The organism is Bacteroidales bacterium (genome assembly GCA_023228145.1).
GTDB lineage: Bacteria > Bacteroidota > Bacteroidia > Bacteroidales > CAIWKO01 > CAIWKO01.
The window spans coordinates 1-21,124 of the sequence record JALOBU010000004.1 but is presented as its reverse complement, the minus strand read 5'-3'; the positions used below and the strand labels follow the sequence as shown (position 1 = coordinate 21,124).

17 protein-coding genes are annotated in these 21,124 nt (G+C 41.4%); 9 read left to right on the top strand and 8 right to left on the bottom strand.

Translation table 11 applies throughout. The annotated features are described in order from the left end of the window. Positions 1–4 precede the first annotated feature (4 nt). Complete coding sequence (locus M0R16_02775; protein ID MCK9611807.1) at positions 5–406, bottom strand: hypothetical protein; 402 nt, start codon at positions 404–406, stop codon at positions 5–7. Positions 407–746: 340 nt separating this feature from the next. Here M0R16_02775 and M0R16_02770 point away from each other — a divergent pair, with 340 nt between their 5' ends. Further along, on the top strand, positions 747–1,583 hold the full coding sequence (locus M0R16_02770; GenBank protein ID MCK9611806.1) for an ATPase: 837 nt from the start codon (positions 747–749) through the stop codon (positions 1,581–1,583). Between the two features lie 47 nt (positions 1,584–1,630). Here the strand turns inward: M0R16_02770 and M0R16_02765 are convergent, their stop codons facing one another. Next, positions 1,631–5,827, bottom strand: a complete 4,197-nt coding sequence (locus M0R16_02765; protein ID MCK9611805.1) for a C25 family cysteine peptidase — start codon at positions 5,825–5,827, stop codon at positions 1,631–1,633. Between the two features lie 150 nt (positions 5,828–5,977). Here M0R16_02765 and M0R16_02760 point away from each other — a divergent pair, with 150 nt between their 5' ends. Continuing rightward, positions 5,978–6,577 (top strand): flavin reductase, encoded by a 600-nt coding sequence (locus M0R16_02760; protein MCK9611804.1) that lies wholly within the window; start codon positions 5,978–5,980, stop codon positions 6,575–6,577. 174 nt (positions 6,578–6,751) lie between these two features. Here M0R16_02760 and M0R16_02755 read toward each other — a convergent pair whose 3' ends face one another. Further along, positions 6,752–7,663, bottom strand: coding sequence for an exonuclease domain-containing protein (locus M0R16_02755; protein ID MCK9611803.1), 912 nt, complete (start codon positions 7,661–7,663; stop codon positions 6,752–6,754). Positions 7,664–7,800: 137 nt separating this feature from the next. After that, positions 7,801–8,043 carry a DUF5652 family protein gene (locus M0R16_02750; protein MCK9611802.1) on the bottom strand — a complete coding sequence of 81 codons (243 nt, stop codon included), beginning with the start codon at positions 8,041–8,043 and terminating at the stop codon, positions 7,801–7,803. Positions 8,044–8,276: 233 nt separating this feature from the next. On the opposite strand from M0R16_02750, the gene speB reads away from it, so the two are divergent. Together speB and M0R16_02740 are read left to right on the top strand one after the other, a co-directional pair. Next, on the top strand, positions 8,277–9,194 hold the full coding sequence (gene speB, locus M0R16_02745; protein ID MCK9611801.1) for an agmatinase: 918 nt from the start codon (positions 8,277–8,279) through the stop codon (positions 9,192–9,194). 5 nt (positions 9,195–9,199) lie between these two features. Continuing rightward, a complete protein-coding gene (locus tag M0R16_02740) occupies positions 9,200–10,258 on the top strand; it encodes a deoxyhypusine synthase (protein MCK9611800.1) in 1,059 nt (352 codons plus the stop codon). A 380-nt stretch (positions 10,259–10,638) separates the two neighbouring features. On the opposite strand, the gene M0R16_02735 is transcribed toward M0R16_02740, so the two are convergent. The 3 genes from M0R16_02735 to M0R16_02725 all read right to left on the bottom strand — a co-directional run bounded on the left by M0R16_02735 (position 10,639) and on the right by M0R16_02725 (position 14,843). Further along, entirely contained in the window at positions 10,639–11,721 is a 1,083-nt protein-coding gene (locus tag M0R16_02735; protein ID MCK9611799.1) for a hypothetical protein, read from the bottom strand. Next, positions 11,718–12,857: an AmmeMemoRadiSam system radical SAM enzyme gene (gene amrS, locus M0R16_02730; protein MCK9611798.1), complete on the bottom strand. Its 1,140-nt coding sequence runs from the start codon at positions 12,855–12,857 to the stop codon at positions 11,718–11,720. Before amrS ends, M0R16_02735 begins: the two co-directional genes overlap by 4 nt. A 132-nt stretch (positions 12,858–12,989) precedes the next feature. Then, positions 12,990–14,843, bottom strand: a complete 1,854-nt coding sequence (locus tag M0R16_02725; protein ID MCK9611797.1) for a type IIA DNA topoisomerase subunit B — start codon at positions 14,841–14,843, stop codon at positions 12,990–12,992. A gap of 144 nt (positions 14,844–14,987) precedes the next feature. Here M0R16_02725 and M0R16_02720 point away from each other — a divergent pair, with 144 nt between their 5' ends. From M0R16_02720 to M0R16_02700, 5 genes are read left to right on the top strand one after another with little or no spacing between them, the layout of a single operon-like run. Beyond that, positions 14,988–16,274: a glycosyltransferase gene (locus M0R16_02720; protein MCK9611796.1), complete on the top strand. Its 1,287-nt coding sequence runs from the start codon at positions 14,988–14,990 to the stop codon at positions 16,272–16,274. Between the two features lie 53 nt (positions 16,275–16,327). Further along, positions 16,328–17,074: an ABC transporter ATP-binding protein gene (locus M0R16_02715; protein ID MCK9611795.1), complete on the top strand. Its 747-nt coding sequence runs from the start codon at positions 16,328–16,330 to the stop codon at positions 17,072–17,074. 2 nt (positions 17,075–17,076) lie between these two features. Continuing rightward, positions 17,077–18,531 (top strand): ABC transporter permease, encoded by a 1,455-nt coding sequence (locus M0R16_02710; GenBank protein MCK9611794.1) that lies wholly within the window; start codon positions 17,077–17,079, stop codon positions 18,529–18,531. Positions 18,532–18,557: 26 nt separating this feature from the next. Beyond that, the gene (locus tag M0R16_02705; protein MCK9611793.1) at positions 18,558–19,073 is read left to right on the top strand and encodes a hypothetical protein; all 516 of its coding nucleotides are present in this window, start codon (positions 18,558–18,560) and stop codon (positions 19,071–19,073) included. Next, positions 19,070–20,077, top strand: coding sequence for a BtrH N-terminal domain-containing protein (locus tag M0R16_02700; protein ID MCK9611792.1), 1,008 nt, complete (start codon positions 19,070–19,072; stop codon positions 20,075–20,077). Before M0R16_02705 ends, M0R16_02700 begins: the two co-directional genes overlap by 4 nt. Positions 20,078–20,103: 26 nt before the next feature. Here M0R16_02700 and M0R16_02695 read toward each other — a convergent pair. Further along, a partial coding sequence (locus tag M0R16_02695) for an OmpA family protein (protein ID MCK9611791.1) occupies positions 20,104–21,124 on the bottom strand: 1,021 nt, incomplete at its 5' end.

The window sequence follows — 21,124 nt, the reverse complement described above, 5'->3', positions numbered from 1 at the left end:
TTAATTACTGTCCCGATTTAATTGCTGCCTGTTTCTTTTCTTCTATCAATTCCTGCATGGTGGGTTGTTCGTAATGGAACATTGTTATAACAATATCCTTAAACACATAAGTAATTTCCTTTTTCGGGTCCTGAGGGGCAGTAAATAATTGCCTTACTTCTTTAGACAACAACTTATAAACGGATGATTCTTCTCTGACAGAACTTACTATTTTGCCCTCTTTATCAGTTCCTTCGGTGACCCAGCTAAATTTAAAAGTTATAGTGCCTAACCATTTGTTTTCGGCTTTTATTATCCAACCTTCGTCTGACCATACCACCAAGTTCCCTTGTGTAGCTTTTCCCTGTGCAGAAAGCTGAGAAAAAAATATCGTGGTAAAAAATAATGAAAGTAATAGGGTTTTCATACTAGTTTTTTTACAAAGTAACCAATTTTATTTAAGGAATAAACATAGCATAAAATTTTATTTTGCACAAAAAATCTTATGTGTTTTTGTTTTTTTAAGGAAAAATAACGGAAAGTTAAAAGCAAAACAATAATTACGACAATGCATATAAGTATTTCCGGCAGTAAATGTTGCATTTAAAAAAGAGTATTTTAAAATCTAACAACAAATATATAACTTAGCGGTCATAAACAGGATAATAAAGGTTAATAAATATAGCCAATGGCCAAAAGGAATTAGCCACGTTATATTGCTTATTCTAAATTAGGTCTGTTGCTGTTATATATAAAATTAGAAATAAATGATACTAATAGCCGACAGCGGTTCAACCAAAACACACTGGAAACAAATACATGCAGATGGCTCTGACGAAAGTCATTACACTAAGGGATTGAATCCTTATTTTGCCGGAGCAGATATTTTTGATAAGGTATTGAGTAAAGATTTGCCTGTAGACAAAAATAAAATCATGTGCATACATTTTTATGGTGCAGGCTGCGGTGCCGACAGTAAAGCTGAACAGGTAGCAAATTTTATTAAATCTCATTTTCCCAAAGCCAGGATATATGTGTATAGCGACCTGTTGGGTGCAGCCAGAGCATTGCTCGGCAATAATAAAGGAATTGCTTGCATATTGGGCACGGGTTCTGTGTCATGTGTGTATGACGGTAAAAAAATTTCACGAAGAACACCTTCCTTAGGATATATCCTTGCTGATGAAGGAGGCGGAGCTTCATTGGGGAAAGAATTGTTGAAAGCATATTTTTATAAAAAACTACCTACACCACTGCATCAAGCTTTTGAAAAAGATTTTAACATTAGCCGTGAAGAAGTTCTTGATAAGGTTTATCGCCAGCCGGCTCCTAATGCTTACCTCGCATCCTTTTCTAAATTCATCAGGGCAAACCACCAGGAACCGTTTATTCATAATCTGGTCTATGGTTGTTTTAAAGAGTTTTTTATAAACCACATTATTGTATATCCCTCTTTTAAAAAATTACCGTTGGCCTTTACAGGTTCAGTTTCCTCAAACCTTAAAGATATTCTTGCGGAAGTGGCCTCTGAGTTTGGTGCAAGCATATCAAAAATAATGAAAGAGCCCATGGAAGGGCTTGTGGAATACCACAGAAGCCAATAGATTATTAATAGTGGGGGATAATGTATATAAAACTGAAAAAAATGTTTTCAGAAAATGATAAGTTTGCTGACGTATGCCTTTTCTTCTTTTTTAAGATTCACAAAGTAGATACCTCCTGTTAAATTTTGTAAGTCAATTTTGCAGGAGTTGTTTCCTTGAGCAGAAAGAAGTTCTTTTGAAAAAACCTGTCTTCCTGTAATATCAGTAATCTCAATCTTTATATTTTTTTCCGCTTTGCCTGACCAATTCAAAAAAATGTTTCCTGTAGCCGGGTTTGGTGTTACACTTATATTCTGTATATCATTTGTTTCGTTGATGCCGACACAGGTAATAGTTATGGTATCTGTGAGAGTGCTGTCGCCACAGGCATTTCCGGCAGTCAGCGACACATAATAGTTGCCGTTTTCCATGTAGGTATGCACAGGATTTTCTTCCTCAGAAAAGTTCCCGTCATTAAAATCCCAAGAGTAGCTGACGGCATTTGTGGATGTGTTGGTAAAAGCAACAGTATTGTCGGGAGCGTAATAAGTGAAGCCCGGATGTGGTAATCCAATATGAACAAAAGCAGTAACCGCTATTCTGGGGCTAATACATTCTCCTGCCTGAATCTTCCAGTTGTAGAAATAATAATAGTAAGCGGGGTTTCCGTAACTGTTACCAGTGATGTTCAGAACGTTGCCAATGGAGTAAGGATATTGTGCGCCAGTTAGGTTCCTGTAAAGTTTGAATTCCGGACCGTCGGCAACCAGGCGGTAGTTGGATGCGGCAGCTATCGTCCAGTTCAGATATATGGTAGTCTTCCCTGCATTCAGGTTTATTGCAGTATCATAAATAGTGTTTCCGCTGTGTTCCTGCAGTTTGATGGTTCGGGTGCCTGTTGTCTGGGCATAAACGTCCACCGATACCAGCAGGATATCTGACAGGCAGTCAAATCTGGTGTAATGTGCATTTGAAGAAGTATAGTATCCGCCATCACCTATGAGCGTGTCGGGTGCGCCGCCGGAGAATACCTCGTTAGTGGCTGATTCAGCATAATATGTTGTTGTAGTATCAAGCAGAGGAGTAATAAAAGTGTTCCCCGTGTAAAGCAGGTTTTCTGCTATGGCGCCGTCATACCAACGAATGACTCCTTCAGAGGAAGCTTCGAGAGTGGCTTGTGCAGGGCCGCAAAGTGTGTCGTTGGTTATAGCTGGCGTTTGAGGTCTTTGAATATAGATGTAATTTATTCGTGTCATGGTATCGCTGCCGTATGTGTTTGTGGCTATCAGCGAAATCGTGTAATTACCATTGCCCATGAATTGGTGTGATGGATTTTCTGTATCTGAAGTGTCGCCGTCACCGAAATCCCAAAAAAATGATGCGGGGCTGTTGGTTGACAGGTTGCTGAAATGTATTAACCCGTCACATGACGACAAGGGTTCAGCAGTAAAAGCAGCTGAAGGCTTTTGTCCCGTAATGTTGCAGTTGAAATTTATCTCATAGCCCTGACCTTCGGTATAACCATCACTATGAAAAATTAGCAGAACTGTGTTTCCGCTGCTTGTAATTATTGAGGGCGGTATATTGGCAGGCAGGCTGCAAAATTTTCCCAGAAGCGTAGCCGTGGTGTCGGCTCCATCGTAAATTTTAAGGTAATCATAATTGCAATACCCTGAATCGCCCTGTTCTACATCAAAAACGGCAAAATACAGGTTCAAGTTTTCAGCGCCGTCTGCAATTATTTTTATGGTGTCGTTGCTGTTCGGCAAATAATTGTTGTACCCGCCGTTATCAATCAGTACACCCTCACAAGAGTTAATTGTAACTACCTGATTCTGTATGCATGTAAAAACACAGGGCTGGCTGATGTAAACTGAATCTGTATAAGAACTGCTGTCAGTTCCGTTGCTCACGGTCAGACTTATAATTTTCATTCCGGGGTTAGAATATAACACCTGATGAGGCCCTTCTGTTAACGATGATTGAGGTTCTGCACCGCTTCCGAAATGCCAGCTGTAACTCAGGTTGTCGCCCGTGGAGGCATCGGTGAAAGTGATAGGTTCCCCCGCACAACTGTAACTGTAATCAATAGTGAAATGTGCCCTGACACAAGGTGAGCTGAAAGGAATGTTGGCAATATAAGGCCTGTAATTGTGTTTTGATATGGTCAATACGGCCAGTTCTCCAGCAACAGGCGGAAATGTAAGTGTGACGCTTCCGTTGTTCAGCGTATCGGCGGCCATTAGCACTCCGTCAACCACCAGCGTTGCCAGTCCGTCGGGACAGGAGCTTGAAATTACCATGAATGAAGTAGCCAGGCATTCCAGCGTGTCCTGGTGTGTTGCGGTTATGGCGGATGGAAAAGCCGTCCATATTTTCATGGCCGGGTCGCCGAAATAATGAAACAACTGATGTGTATATTCATCGTCGCCCCAGGTTTGCACCATGCGCAACAAGCCCTGATTCAGGACATCGCCCATGGTGAATATGGGCTCATGAGATTCGGGAGTTCCCACCGGCTCATCAGCATAGCCCGTGAAGTCGGGGATAAGCCCGGGGCTGGCCCAGATGGCGTCAAACATGCCATCAATCAAACCGTCGTTAAAACCGCTATAGCTGTAATAAGCTGCGCCAAAAACGCCCACAGCGCCGCCATTGGCTTTACGCAGAAATTTCTCGGCAAAACATTCCGTCAGGCGGTATTCGCCGGTATGGCAGTTGATGCTGAACACCACAGGCAGTTTATCTCCGTTGTTCAGCATGTCAATATCGTTGCTGGTAAATTCCGGCGTTGCCCATCCGCTACCCCCAACATAACCATGGTCTCGATGAGCGAGAAATAGCCTGCCTCCGGAAGAATTCAATGCGGCGGCGATATCATTTTTATCTCCGTCCCAGGCAAAGCCTGGCTTGAGAAGCTCTGAAGGCAAAGGTTCGGAATTGGCAAAATACCCGTTGTTGTAATATAATGGATCAACAGTTTCGGAAGCTTTATAGATACGGTCAATAGTAAAACCCTGTGGCAACATATAATTTCTGATTTCTTCCATTGTCATTACGAAGCGCCTGTCTTCATATGTGTCCTTGGGTTCGTTATCCTGAAAATAAGAGCATACCGTACCGCTTGAGTAAAATGCTGTTGAAGCGGGTGGATTTTTCTCGTAACCAATGATTTTATTAACAACCGCAATAGCTTGTGAGGCCGATGATACGGAAATACGCCCGAAAGCCATGTCGGCAACATAATCTCCGGGTCCGTCCATGCAGGCATAATAAAGGTCGCTGGCAAAATTCTCATAATAGGCAGGGTCTTGGAATATTTCGCCGGGCACTTTGTCGTGGTCGCCGAGTATTACAAAATAATCAGGTTTGGGAGTCCATGCATGATAGCGGCTCTGAATTTCCGATTTTACCTGGGCGCTGGTCCACAGCGACCTTGAAATCACTTCAACGGAATAACCGAGCTGGCTTTTCCATTTGGCAAGTGAATCGGCAGCCTCCCGGTAATCGGAATGGGTGATGATGATATAATTTTTTGATGAAGAAGTTTTTACGGGAAGGCCTGCAACAGAAGATTTTTCCCATGCATTGATCTCGTTCAGCACAGCACCGGAATTGATAATGCAGTTGTTTAGCTGCTTAAGGAATGCGGCGGAGTATTGTTCTTTGTGCGTGATAAATTTTTTACTTCCGGAAAATTTTATTTCATAATTCAGATTGCCAAATGCCCTGACCTTTCTGAGTTTTGGATTATACTGCACCGGGCATATTTGCACAACAGCCAGTGAAATGCCTTTGATTTTAATCTCTTTTACAATAGTTACCGGCTTTTCGGGGTACCATTGGTTGCTGTTGTAAAACGCCGAGTCTATAGTGAATTCAGGTTCCGGATCGCCGTAGCGGTCGGTAGCGTGGCGCAGGGCAGGGTAGATGAGCAGGTCGCTTTGCTGAGCAGATTTTGAACTTTTCAGGACGATTTTTGTTTTCGCTCCTTCAGGAAGCAACACCAGGTCGTAATGTGCCGGCAAGGCTGGTTTGCCAATAGTTTTCAAAAATGTGAAGTCTTTTAATCCGATGCGGGTAAAAGCCGTGCTTCCTTCGCTGACATTATAATTTTTGAGATTGGGAAAAAAATATTGGCATTCAATACCTTTAGTGCCTTTATCGTTCACTTTCCTCACCGTGCGGCTTTCTGCGGAATGATCCTGCGCAATGGCAAAAAAAGCAAAAACAAAAAGCGCTGTGAATGTGATGATTTTTTTCATAGTATTATCAGTTGCGCAGTAGTTTACAAGACGTAATAATTCGCTTTTTGGTTCTATGTACAAAGATACTAAAAAAACATCATTTTTTGCCCATACTTATGCAATGAATGCAGCTTATGTATAACTTAGCACCTATTAAATAACTTAAAGATGAAAAAATTATTTCTTTTCTACTGCTTTTTGACATTGTTTTGTAGCTTTGGTTTACATGCACAGGACCTGTCAAAGGCGCCGGCAGTGATTGAAGGCTTTAAGAATACCGGGTGGCAGTCGCTGAGCGAAAACACGATTAAGATGATAGGCACCGACTGGATGCTGATATGTGCAGGCAACATCAGCAGCTTCAACATGATGACCGCCAGCTGGGGCGGGCTGGGCTGGCTGTGGGAAAAACCCGTGACCTTCATTTTTGTGAGGCCACAGCGCTACACTCATCAGTTCACCGAAAAAGAAGACTATTTTACACTGACATTTTATGAAGAAACCTACCGCAAAATTCTTTTAAAAATGGGCAGCGTATCAGGCAGGGATTTTGACAAGATGAAAGACTCCGGCCTGACAGCCATTACAACAGAACATGGCAGTGTGGCTTTCAAGGAAGCAAAGATAATCATCGAATGTAAAAAAATTTATGCGACATCCATCTTAGAGGCGGGTTTTGTTGATAAGGACCTTATGAAAACAGTATATCCTTCAAAGGATTTTCACACGATGTATGTAGGAGAGATTACGAATGTTTGGATGAAGTAAAGCTTTGTTGACTTGTTTTTTATTACATAACGTTCCGGCTGCTGCTATTCGGTGGCGATATAACTTTCTGTCGTTTTCATGTTGCACTGCCCTTTAAATTTCCCCTTTTTTTTCCACCGTGCCACAACGCCGCCACTGAAAGCAGATGCTTGTTAGTGGCTGCCTTAATTTCTGTCATACGTTTTTTAAAAAGTCATCTTCTGATAAAATCTCAAGCGATGAACCTTTCTCTATTAATTTTATTGCTTTTTCTTGTTTGCTGCTCATTCCATCATCACCAACAATTCTGTAATCTTGCTGACCAACAATTAAAAAGTCAGTGTCTTTTGTAACACTGTTTCCATTTAAACCACCGATGTCAGCTATCAATTGTTGAGCGTCAGCTCTCACCATTGATGATAATGTTCCCGTAAATATAACGGTTCTGCCATAAAAAATACTGTCAATGTTATGCTTTGTATGGTCGCCAACAATTTTAGCAAGGTCTTTTGGTTTATATTCTCTTTTTGTTTCAGAAGATTTGTATCCACCGTCATAGATTTGTCCAACGGTTGTTTTAAGTTTTTCAGGAAAGTCATCAATTGATGTAACCCCAGCAATATTTAATGCTTTTATAGTCAACTCGGCAGTTGCTTTGCTGTCTGCACCTGCTCGATGATGTATTAGGTCAATATTGTTTACTTTGCATAGGGTTTTTAAGTCATATGCTGGAAGTCCTTGCCAAACTTTTTTTGAAAAAATATAACTGCAAGAATAATTTAAAGTTGGATAAGGCAGTTGATAGGTGTCTAGTGTCTTGCGCAATACACTAAAGTCAAAACCTGCATTGTGTGCAATTAAAAATTGATTTTCAATAAGTGGTTTTATTTCAGGCCACAATTCATTAAATTCGGGTTTATCTGCAACATGTTCAGGTCTTATACCATGAATAAAAATGTTGAAAGGATCAAATCTGTTAAACATTGGTTTTATTAACCAAGATTTTGTCTCAACTATTTGATTGTCTTTTACGAATGTCAAGCCAATCTCGCAAGGACTCTCTCTTAGTGAATTTGCTGTTTCAAAGTCAATTGTTATAAAGTCCATTTATTTTGTGTTTTTTCTTTTGTTAGGGTTGCCACTAACTTGTTTCTCGCTTCACCTTTGTGCTAAGCTACCTGCCTGCAGGCAGGCAGGTTTACTATTTTTAGGGAGACTGCTACACCTTTTGTACACATTATTTTTTAAGCTTCACCTTCAGTTTTTGGCTTTTCAGCATCAGCTTTTTTACGGTGTGTCAAAATGTAAATAATGGGTAAAATGCCAACGGTGTTTATCACGGCAATGCAGATGAACCATGCAAGATGATTATTGCGGGCCGATTTCCACATGGCGATGACTTTCCAGACTGTTTCCCACAGTGCAAGAAAAAGAAAAACAGGAATAAGACAGGCGATAGGGCCCCAGACTTCATGTAACTCACACATAATTTTAAGTTTTTGGTTACAGCAAATATAAATAATTATTTTATAAGAAATTACAAAAAACTTATCACTTAAAAAATCGCATAATTTACTAATTTTGTCAAGGTTTTGATAATTAGTAATGAACAATCTACGGTTAACTAAACTTGTTCCGAATGCAATGGGAATGAGTTACTGCCTGCATAACGGATATTCCGGTAAGCAGGGGAGAAGGCCGAGATAAAAAATAATAATGAATGTCACGCTTCGACTATCCGCCTTCGGCGGAAGTTCTGTGTGATAAGAGAAAAAAATACTGCATGACAACAACAAATTACGGAGGCATACCAAAGAAATTTTCGGAAATAAGCAACTCAAAAATAGTGGTGCTGCCGGTTCCTTATGATGGCACCAGCACTTGGCTCAAAGGCGCCGACAAAGGTCCGGATGCCATCCTGGAAGCCTCTGCCAATATGGAGCTTTACGACATAGAAACCGACAGCGAGGTATATAAAAAAGGAATACACACGGCGAAGCCCATAACGGAAAATTCTTCGCCCGAAAAGATGACCGAAGCCGTTTTTAAAACTGCAAAAAAATTTGTTGACAACAAAAAATTTCTGGTAACCATAGGTGGAGAACATTCGGTGAGTGTGGGCGCCATCAGGGCACATGCTGAAAAATTTGACAAACTAACCGTATTGCAACTGGATGCTCATTCCGATATGCGCCCCGAATATGAGGGGAGCCGTTACAACCACGCATGTGCCATGTCAAGGGCTGTGGAATCCTGCCCGGTGGTGCATGTCGGCATACGAAGCATGGAAAAGGAAGAACTGCAATACATCAGCAAAAAGCATTTGTTTCTGGCAGAGGAACGCCTGCAAGATGCTGTATGGATGGATAAAGTGATACGCTTGTTGTCTGAAAATGTTTACATTACCATTGACCTGGATGTGTTCGACCCATCCATCATGCCCTCCACTGGAACCCCGGAGCCCGGAGGTTTGTACTGGAATGAAGTACTCAAATTGTTGAGAAGGGTTAACAAAAAAAGCAATATTACCGGTTTTGATGTGGTGGAACTTTGTCCCAATAAAATCAATAAAGCCCCGGATTTTCTCGCATCAAAACTTATTTATAAAATTCTGAGTTATAAATTTAGTAAAAAATAAACATCATGAAATTAAAAAAGAAAGACCTGTTGAAAGAAACCATTAAACATTTCGACATTAAAAAAGTGGACACCACAGCCATCATCAATTCGATGCGCGGCATGTCGTTTACTTCGCGCGACACAGCTGTTGCTGCCGATATTTACGATCGGATGATAAAGGATAAGGACTGTACCGTGATGCTGACCCTCGCCGGAAGCACCAGCGCAGGCGGATGCATGCAGATTTACGTGGACATGGTGAAAAACAATATGATAGATGTGGTGGTTGCTACAGGTGCTTCTATTGTTGATATGGATTTTTTCGAAGCCCTTGGATTCAAGCATTACAAAGGCACGCCCTGGATAGACGACAGCATGCTACGTAGCTTATACATCGACCGTATTTATGACACTTTTATTGATGAGAAAGAGTTGCAGGCTTGTGATAATGCTATCTTTAAGATTGCTGAATCTCTTGAGCACCGGGCATATTCCTCCAGGGAGTTTATTTGGGAAATGGGCAAATATCTCGTAAAAAATGCAAAGAAGAAGAACTCGCTGGTTCAGGCATGTTACGAACATAATGTCCCAATCTTCTGCCCGGCTTTTAGTGACAGCAGCGCGGGTTTCGGCCTGGTAAAACATCAATGGCTTCGCCCTGAAAGCCATGCAAGTATTGATTCCGTAAAGGATTTTTTGGAATTGACCAAAATCAAAATTGCGGCAAAAACAAGCGGCTTGTTCATGGTGGGCGGGGGAGTTCCTAAAAATTTCACTCAGGACACTGTGGTTTGTGCCGAAGTGTTGGGATTTGATGTCCCCATGCACAAATATGCCATTCAGATTACAGTGGCTGATGTCCGTGACGGCGCATGTTCCAGTTCCACGCTGAAAGAAGCATCTTCTTGGGGAAAAGTGGATACGGTTTATGAACAAATGGTGTACGCTGAAGCAACGACTGTTGTCCCGTTGATTGCAAGTTATCTGTATCATAAGGGCGATTGGCGCAAACGCAAGAAATACGAGTGGGCAAAATTGTTCGAAAAGAAAACGGCTGGGAAAGCTGCTCCTAAGAAGAAATAATATGTCCATCGGAAATCATATAATAAAAAGCCCCGGCCTGATGGCCGGGGCTTTTTTATTGCATAAAGTTAAACCCAGATTTATCATTAGGAATATAATGAACTAATGACAAGCAGGAAAGAGTGCGGGCAGAATCTGACTGTCCCGCACAAAAAGTGTCGGGGGGTAATCCCGACATAGAAAATCTTACATTTTTAACTTTATAAAATGTTAAATTTTCTGAACATTGAAAATTAAAAATTGATACGCCGTGGCGGATTGAAAATAATCCTCTATGTGCCTATGTATCCTATGTGCCCTATGTGTTTAAAAAATCACTGTGTCCCTCTGTTTTCTCTCTGCGGCCCCTGTAGTTAATAAAATTGAACATTGAACATTGCTCATTGCTCATTGTTCAATAAATCGCTGCTTCCGGGGAAAAGCAAAAACATCGCTGCAATAAATTTTCTCTCATCGCTCTGGCGGTTTGCTTCTCCATTAAGAATGTCAACATTGAGTGCTTCGCTCAAACGCACGCACAGGTTTTCCTTCTGCAGTTCAAAGTCAATTTCATCCATATTGCGTGCATCTGTTATCACTGCTTCGGCGCTGTGCATCATACGCTTTTTGTCGTTTTTTTTTATTCCCGGTAATTTTGCCTCCAGGATATCTCTGAGTGGTATCAGAAAAAGGTCTTTATAATCATTCCATTCATTATTATTTAACGTACGGGCTTTCCTGAAAAATTCTATCCATTCATTGGTAACAAATGACTGCCCGAAAATACCCGGGTCTGCTACATCTTCCTGAGGTATCAGGCAGCAACGGAAGCTGTTGAATATGTAAAGCTGTTCATTGGTAAGGATATTATCAACTTCATTGCGCAAATCCCAAAGTAACAAGGTGCCTGCTTCCCCAAACAGTCCTTTAACATGTGCGAGGTCAATTTCTTTTCTGTCGCAGGAAGTTATGGGTTTTGTGTCCTTGCCGGATATATTGCCTTTCGGAAATAGCGATGGAGGTGCATGGCATTTCAGGCAGCCTTCTGCTTGGTAGCCTTGACCCTGCGCTGCAAGCAAACTGCGCTTGATTATTTCTGCATGTTGTTCCCGGCAGGTGTTTACAGCAGCTTTGATGGAATCACTCAGCGGTTGTTTGCTTAGCAACAGCTCGATGAGCTTTTCGTAAGTCTGGCAAATGTTTTTTAAGTCATCATTATAATAATTTATTCCTGTATGCTTTGGAATATCTATGTTTTCAATCTGACGTGAAAGAGGCAGAAGTTTTTTTTCCTGTTCATCATTAAGGTATAAACCATGAATTATATTGATGGAAGATGCGCGGATGATAAGGTAATTAAGATAATTGAGCTGCGTCTCCCAATCTTCTGAAATTGTTTTTTTTGGTGGATGAAATGTGAAGGATATACAGCAGAGTAGCAGAAGTGAAAAAGATAAAACCGCTAAGATTTTAATTTTTTTCATTCCCAGATGCCATTGATTTTTTCTCCGCAGTAACTGCATTTTCCCCCTTTGATTTGCTTTGAAAGTATCACGTAACCTTTACGTTCTATGATTTTCTTCTTACATTTCGGACAGTAGGTGTCATCGTATTCTGTTCCGGGAACATTACCAATATAAACATGTTTGATGCCGGCATTCAGGGCGATGTCATGTGCTTTGTTCAAAGTGTCCACCGGTGTATAGGGCAGGTCGGTGAGTTTATAAGTTGGGAAAAACCTGCTGAAGTGCAGGGGAAAAATATGCAAGCCTGAATCGTACAGCCAGTCGCACATTCTTTTTATCATATCCATGTCATCGGTCCAGCTGGGTACTATCAGGTTGGTGATTTCCAGCCACACGCCTTCATCTTTAAAAACTTTTAAACTATTTTTAACAGGCTCAAGCATTCCGCCGTTGAGCTTGCGGTGTTTGGTATCGTCGAACCCTTTCAGGTTGATGTTGGCGGCATCAAGGTATTTGCAGAGCTTTCGCAGTGGTTCTTCTTTGATGTAACCATTGGAAATAAAAACATTTTTCAGGTCTTTTTCTCTTGCTAGCTTGGCAGTGTCGTAAACATATTCATAAAACACCACCGGTTCGGTATAAGTATAAGCAATGCTTTTGCAATCATTTCTCAGAGCGTATGCAACTATTTCTTTGGGAAAAAGGTCGTAATTTTTTGTTTCAAACGGAGATGACTGTGATATCTGCCAGTTCTGGCAGTTCAGGCAGGTGAAGTTACATCCGGCTGTAGCCAGCGAAAATGCCGAGGTGCCGGGGAAAAAATGATATAAAGGCTTTTTCTCAATAGGGTCTGTATTTATGGAACATGGATTGCCGTAATTAATGGCGTAAAGCTCATCTTTATAGTTGACGCGTGTCCTGCAGATTCCTTTGTCGCCGGGCTTTATCAGGCAGGCATTGGGGCACAAGCCGCAAACAACACCATTTGGACCTTTTGTATAATAATGTGCAAGGGTATTCCATTTCCAGATGTCAACCATATTTTTTGATTTTAAATACTTATTGTGTTCCGCAAAGGTGTCGAGGCCAAAAAAGCCAATAGCTGCCGTACCGGCATAACGGGCACAACTCTTCAGAAATTCACGACGGTTCATTTTTTTCGAATCGTTCATTAAGATGTAAAAGTAATGAAAAGATTTGTAAAAAGAAAACGAATAAAATTACGGAAATATTATTCAAAAACACTTTCAACTTCTAACATCTAACTTTGAACTTTCAACTTCCTCCTAACCTTCCCCCACGACATCCAACTCCACCTTCAGATTTTCAATGATGAAATCCTGGCGTTCGGCGGTATTTTTTCCCATATAAAATGATAATAAACCTTTGATGGGAGAGTCTTTGGTGAGCATCACCGGCTCGAGGCGCATTTTCGGACCTATAAAGTGTTTAAACTCTTCAGGGGAGATTTCACCCAGCCCTTTGAAGCGTGTTATTTCGGGATTGGTGCCGAGTTCGGAGATAGCTCGGTTTTTTTCAGCATCGCTGTAACAGTATATGGTTTTCTTTTTGTTGCGTACACGGAAGAGTGGGGTTTGCAAAATATACAGATGTCCCGTCCTGATGACTTCAGGGTAAAACTGCAAAAAGAAAGTTACCAGTAGCATACGTATGTGCATGCCGTCTACGTCGGCATCGGTGGCAATCACGATGTTGTTATAACGCAAGTTTTCAATATCATCTTCAATATTTAAAGAGGATTGCAAAAGGTTGAACTCTTCATTTTCGTAACAAACTTTTTTTGTGAGGCCGAAACAGTTTAGTGGTTTGCCTCTCAGGCTGAACACTGCCTGGGTGTTTACATCTCTTGATTTGGTGATGGACCCGCTGGCGGAATCACCTTCGGTGATAAATAGCGTACTTTCATAACGCCGATCTTCGTTGCTGTTATAATGAATACGGCAATCGCGGAGTTTTTTATTGTGCAGGCTCACCTTTTTGATACTGTCTTTTGCCAGTTTTTTTATGCTGGCAAGCTCTTTGCGCTCTTTTTCCGACTGCATTATCTTGCGTTGAAGTATCTCTGCCGTTTCTGTATTTATGTGCAGGTAGTTGTCAAGATGTTTTTTGATAATATCCTGAATGTAGTTGCGGATACCGGGGCCTTTGGGTTCAATGTGCTGGGAGCCGAGCTTGGTTTTTGTCTGAGATTCAAACACCGGTTCCTGTACTTTTATACTGATGGCTGCCAAAATGGATTCACGTATGTCGCTGGGCTCGTATTCTTTTTTGTAAAACTCCCGTATGGTTTTTACCACGGCTTCGCGGAATGCCTGCAGGTGTGTGCCTCCCTGTGTGGTGTGTTGCCCGTTGACGAATGAGTAATATTCTTCATTATATTTGGAAGCGCTGTGCGTGATGGCGCATTCAAAGCCGTTTTCTTTAATGTGGATGATGGGGTAGAGGATGGCTCCGTCAATATAGTTGTTCAGCAGGTCGAGCAGGCCGTTTTTCGCCACAAATTTTTGACCATTGAAAATTATCGTAAGGCCGTTGTTCAGAAAGGCATAATTCCACAGCATCTTTTCAACGTATTCGTTGATGAAGCGGAAATTTCCGAATATCGCTTCGTCGGGAGTAAATTTAATGATGGTGCCGTCTTGCAGTTCACAGTCTTTGATTTTTTCTTCCTTAACCATCAAGCCCCTTTCAAAATCAACGGTTTTAATTTTTTTATCGCGCACCGACTGTGCCCTGAAGAATGCCGAAAGCGCATTCACCGCTTTGGAACCCACCCCGTTCAATCCGACTGTTTTTGTGAATACACTATTATCGTATTTTGCGCCTGTATTAATTTTTGATACGCAGTCGGCGAGTTTGTTCAGGGGGATGCCTCTTCCGTAGTCGCGCACGATGACCGTCTGTTCTTTGATAGTGATATCGAGGGTTTTGCCGAACCCCATGGTAAACTCGTCAATGGCGTTGTCAAGGGTTTCTTTCAGCAGCACATAGATGCCGTCATCGGGTGAGGTGCCGTCGCCAAGTTTGCCGATATACATCCCCGGGCGCTGCCGTATGTGCTCGTTCCATTCCAGTGTCCGTATGGACTCTTCATTATATCCGTGAGCTTCGAAAGTCATAGAGAAAATTTTTGCAAATTTACCTAAAGCAGGCATGAGTAGGTGTGCTTACTAAATTTTTTTATTAACAGGGTTTGTTTATAATTTAATGTCTAAGCATTCCGTTTATAAGCATCATAGAAAATTAATAATTTTGCAAACAATATGGCAAAAATCCTCCTCGCATCGGTACCACTCTCCGGACACGTCAACCCTGCTGTCCCGCTGGCAAAGCTGCTTATCAGCCGCGGACATGAGGTATGCTGGTACTGCGGAAAAAAATACAAGCAGCTTATAGAAAGTACAGGAGCTCGTTTTTTTCCTTTTAAAGAAGCCAGGGATTTCCACGACAGCACCATCCGTGCGGAATTTCCAAACTTGCCGGAAAAAAGCCTGTTCAGACATGCTTCCTTCTTCATCAAGCATGTATTTTACGACAACATGCAGGGCCAGTACCTCGACATGAAAGAGATACTTCAGGAGTTTCATGCCGATGTGCTCCTCACGGATGAATGGTTTACCGGAGCTATTCCTTATGCCGAAAGCAACAAATTACCATGGATAGTGTATTGCAATTCACCCTTGTTTTTTTACGATGATGAAGTGCCATTTCCCGGGGCAGGCATTTTCCCTAGAACTGATGTTTACGGCATTCATAGAAACCGCATCGTGAACTGTATGGTAACGAAAATATTTTTTGTCGGAGTGCAAAGGTATATTAACAAAACCCGCAGGCAGCTTGGCCTGAAATCTATGGAACATTTTTTTCTGATCCATAATATTTTTATTAGCAAACTCTTTATAAAATTTAATACCCGGGCTTTTGAATTTAAATGGAAATATTTACCTCAGCAGATTCATTTTACGGGTCCGGCTATCCCCGAAAATTCAAATCATAAACATTTTTACTGGCTTGACAAACTAAATAGCGGAAAGCCTGTTATTTTTATTACCCAGGGCTCCGTGAACATTCATGATTATGACAAATTGATTATCCCCGCCCTGAAAGCTGTGCATGACATGGATGCCCTCATTCTTGTCGCCACAGGGAAGGAGTTTATGGAAGATCTGAAAAAACAATGTCCCAAAGAAAATATAATCATCGAGGAGTTTATGCCTTATGCTGATATTATGCCTTATGCCAGCCTGATGATTACAAACGGTGGTTTTGGCGGGGTGATTACCGCACTGAATTATGGTGTGCCGCTCATAGTGGCCGGCGACTCGGAAGATAAGCCTGAAATTGCTGCAAGAATAAATTATTTCAAGGTGGGCATTAACCTGGGCACCGGCCATCCCAAACCTAAAAAAATTGCCAGAGCAGTGAGCGAAATTTTTAATAACCCTGTCTATAAAGAAAATGCCTCTCGCATTAGCAGGGATTTTCAACAGCACAATGCCCCTGTGGAAACCGTTGAACTGATTGAAAAATTTTTACATCCATCGGTTTAATACATTTCCTGTTTAAAGATTATTTGATTAATTTAGCAGCCTTTCAGAAATGTATGCACGGAATCATCCAGATTTCAAAACTGATAAAAACATATAAAGGCAACCCCGGGGAAGTATTGAAGGGTGTTGACATGGAAGTTTTTGAAGGGGAGTTTTTAGGGTTGCTCGGCCCCAATGCAGCTGGAAAAACTACACTGATTTCCGTGATTTGCGGCTTGCTGAAGTTTGACTCAGGCAGTGTTTATGTCAACGGCATTGACATCGGAAAACACCACCGCCAACTCAACAATATGATTGGACTGATACCTCAGGAGATAGCTCTTTATCCAACATTAACTGTAAAAGAAAATATGGAATTTTTCGGACGTTTGCACGGACTGCAGGGCGGGCAACTGAAAAGTGCTGTTGATAAATATCTTGACGTGGTTCAGCTGGGTACTCATGCCAAAAAACGCATATCAAAATGCTCGGGAGGCATCAAACGCCGCGCAAACCTTGTTGCAGGACTGATACATGAACCCGATATCATTTTCCTTGACGAGCCAACTTTGGGAGTGGACGCTCAGTCTATGAACCTCATTTACGAATACCTTCAGCAACTGAACGGCTCGGGAAAAACCATTGTTTATACCACGCATTATATGAAAGAAGCCGAAAACCTTTGCAATCGTGTTACCGTAATTGACGACGGAAAAATAATTGCCAACGGAACACCGGCGGAACTGATTAAAAATAACCCCGGATGCAACGACCTGGGACAGGTATTCATTAAACTGACAGGAAGGGAGCTGAGAGATTAATCATGAATGCGCTGAAAGCCATCATAAAAAAGGAATACATTCAGGTTATCAGGGATATCCCGGGACTAATCATACTTTTTCTGATGCCCATGGTGTTGATACTTGCCGTTACAGGTACACAGGAAAATGCATTTAAAAAACTTTACGACAATAAATCGGACATTCTTTTTATTGACAATGATAAAGAATATCTCAGCAAAACGGTCGAAGATGGCCTGATTAAATCCGGATATTTCCATGTGATTAAAGAACTGAAAGGAAAAAACTTGGATGTTACCACTGCACAAAATGAAATTTCAGCAGGAAATTATCAGGTGGGTATTATAATAAACAAAGGAGCTACAGAAAATGCTAGGGCCAAAGCAATAAAACGTATCCAGAAAAGCTTTGCCCTCGACACCCTGGTAACAGCTGAGAAAAATAAAGAGCATGAAAATGAAGCCATATGCATAATTTATGACCCTGCCATACGCGACTCATACAAAAATGCAGTAACAAGCTCTCTGGAGCGGCTTATACTTTCGGCAGAGATAAAAATTATTCTCAGTACTTTTTTTGAAGCCCTGCCACATGAGTTAAATGCACAACTGCAGCAGCCTATAAAAAATTTCCTCCTGCAACAGTTAGAAGTAATGGAAGGTGTTTTTACTGAAGAAATTAAAAACCGTATGGGCGAATACCTGCCTGCTGACTTTCAGATTGATGCCCAGCCGCGTGAGGTGGAGCTCGACATGACGGAAGATATTCGAAATGGAATTAAGTTTAACGATGACATTGAAAATGAAAACCTGGTTACTGTCGCGGAACAATATGCCCAAAGCGGTAAAGCGGTAATCAAACCTACGCTGGTACAAAACAATGTTCCTGCCTTCGCCCTGTTTGCCATGTTTTTTATTGTTATTCCCCTGGCGGGCAGTTTGCTCACCGAACGAAATGAAGGAACTTACAATCGCATCTTAACGCTGCCTGTGAAGTACATTACTATATTGTGGGGTAAGGTTGTTGTGTATGCTTCCATTTGTCTGCTTCAATTGTTGCTGATGATTGTTACAGGTATGTACCTGCTTCCGCTGATTTACGGCATGCCTGCACTGGTATTAGGCACTAATTATATCGCCTTATTATGTGCTGCCTTTTCTTCTGCCTTTGCTGCAATAGGATTTGGCCTGCTGGTTGGCACCTTTGCTTCCACTCAAAGTCAGGCAGGGATTTTTGGCTCTTTCATGGTGCTCATACTCGCTATATTGGGGGGGATTTTCCTGCCAGTGTACATGATGCCCGAACCCATGCAGGCAGCCAGTGTCATTTCGCCACTGCGTTGGGGCATCGACAGTTTCCTTGATATTTTTGTACGGGATGCAGGACTTAAAGATATCGGTATGAACTTGCTCAGAATGAATGCGTTTTTCTGCATCTCCCTGCTCATCGCCCTCCTAATTTTTGTGAGAAGAAAATAATTTTTTAAATTTGAAAAAAAAATTTCATGAAAGAAAAAGACGTAATCCACGATTACAAAGTCCAGAAATATATCCTGTATGCCGAAAAAAATGACGGCTCTTACGGAACTGTCGAGGGCGGCTCTTATATCATCGAAAACGATTTGGACGATTTCTGGCATAAAAAAAACCATCTGGAAAAAACTCTCAGGGAACGCCTGTATAAAGGAGAAATAACTCCTGTGTATTACTACATGGTGCTTGGAGAGATGACGGTGGCAGAACTTGCTGGGAGAGCAAAGATTTGCAAGGTAAAAGTCAGATGCCACCTGAAACCATCAGGATTTAAAAAAGCCAGAGTAGGGGACCTGGGGAAATATGCAAAAGCATTTAATATTCCTTTGGCAAATTTTTTTCAGGTGATTGAAACCTCAACGGGATTAAACCCTAATTATCATTTTTATCATGAAGAAGAAAATATAAAAGATGCTTTCCGTGTGGCCCAGCATAAGGTGCAAAACCCATGGGTCGTGATAACTAAAACAGAGGAGAAAAACAAATGAACATAAACATTCCTTTTGAACACCGCATGTCGGCACATTGTGAAACAGGCACCCTGAGTTCGCAGTTATCATATCACGGCATGGATATCAGCGAATCTATGGTTTTCGGCATTGGCAGCGGTATTTTTTTTGGGTATTTTAATAACTCCAGGTTTGCTTTCCCGACATTTATCGTTAGAAATAAGCCAGGGCAGATACGCAAAAACATCAGCAAACAACTGGGTGTAAAATTCCATACCGAAAGTTTCAAAACCCCGGAGCAGGCGCAGGCTGGGCTCGACAGGGTGCTTGAAAAAGGCCTACCAGTGGCCACACAGGTGGATTTCTTTTTTATGGAGTACCTTCCGCAATATTTAAGGGTGCATATCAATGTTCATTTCATCAATGTGGTAGGCAAAAATGAAAACAATTATCTTATCAGTGATTGCTACCATCCGCGTATCGTGGAGCTATCGGAAGAATCACTGACCAAAGGCCGCTTTGCCGGGGGCAGTATGGCGCCCAATGGTTTTTTGTTTTACCCGGTTTTTATTCCCCAAGATTTTGATTTTCCTAAAGCAGTGAAAAACGGTATTAAAAAAGCATGCTTTTATATGCTGAAGATACCTATTCCTTTCCTTGGGGTGAAAGGTATCAGGAAGTTTGCCAGGCATATCACCGAATGGCCAAAATTTGCCATTGATAACGAAGATCTCTCGCATCAGTTGTCTAAAATAAATGTCCTGTTGGAAGACCAGGGCACGGGGGGAGCAGGATTTCGTTTTATGTATGCCACTTTCCTCAAACAGGCAGCCGAAGTGCTCAATAATCCGGATATCACTGATCTTTCAAAACAAATGATGGGAATCGGCGACTACTGGCGCGAAATTTCTTTGTTTGCTGCCCGCCTCGGCCGCAACCGCGATTTTGCCGAAGAAAAACTAAAAGAACTTGGCTCATTGATTAGCAAACAGGCCGATAGGGAAGAACAATTTTTTAAAACACTTTCAAGGGCAATAAAATAAATAGAACCCCGGCGTTTTAAAGCAAATTATTTCGACCCCATTTGAAGTGCTTCATCCATGGGGATACGTTTGTTCTTATAAAACGGAACAATAAATGCATCGTTAAATCCTTTTTTCTGCATTTGTTTTTTCAAAACTTCAGCTTCGCCTAAACTATTGGTTGCACCCCAGGTGTATTTATATAACCCTTTGTTCTTGTATACACTCAGGTTTTCTAAACCCCTGAACAGCGGATTGTCGAAGGGTAGCTTTGTGGTGATGGCACATAATTGAATACGATAAATCACTTCTTCTTTATTCAAATTTGCTTCCTCATTATTGGTCTCGTTACTTTCAAATGTTATATATTGAGGCGTTGTATAGCTTCTGCTTAACTTGGGGAAATTGTAGATAACCTTAACATTCTTGGCAATATTGCTGATAGTATCTTTCCCTTCTAAAAAGCCGACAACCCGGAACTCGGTTCGCCTGTTCATTTGGTGTTCGTCTTCTGTACAAGTTACAACATAAGAGTCTTCGCATTTACAGCGGTTTACATGTTTGCTTTCTCCGTACCCCTTACCACTGACACGTTCCGTGTTGACAATGCGTTTTTTAATGTATTCTACGGATGATTTGGCCCTGTTATCGGAAAGGACATTATTGTATGCTACGCTTCCGCGGCAATCGGTGTGAGAGCCGCACTCGATTACCATATTCGGATATTCATTCATAATTTTAACAATTTTATCCAGATCTACAGCCGCATCCTGTCTGATATTGTATTTATCGAAATCGAAAAATATCGGATTAATTTCTATAACCTTTGCTAAATCAACGCCCATTTCAATTTTTCCGATAACTGCCTTAATCAGGTTTTCTCCTATAGTTAGGATGCTTTTATGAGTAACTTTTTTGGAGACATAACCTTCTTTACTTAAATTAAGTTGATAACGTAAACTATCGCCAATGCTTTTATGATCAAGAGGCAAAAGCACTTCTCCGTATGAATTAGTTCTTACATTGATAGTTTCATTGCTTGCCAAATCCTTTAGCACAACGCTGGCA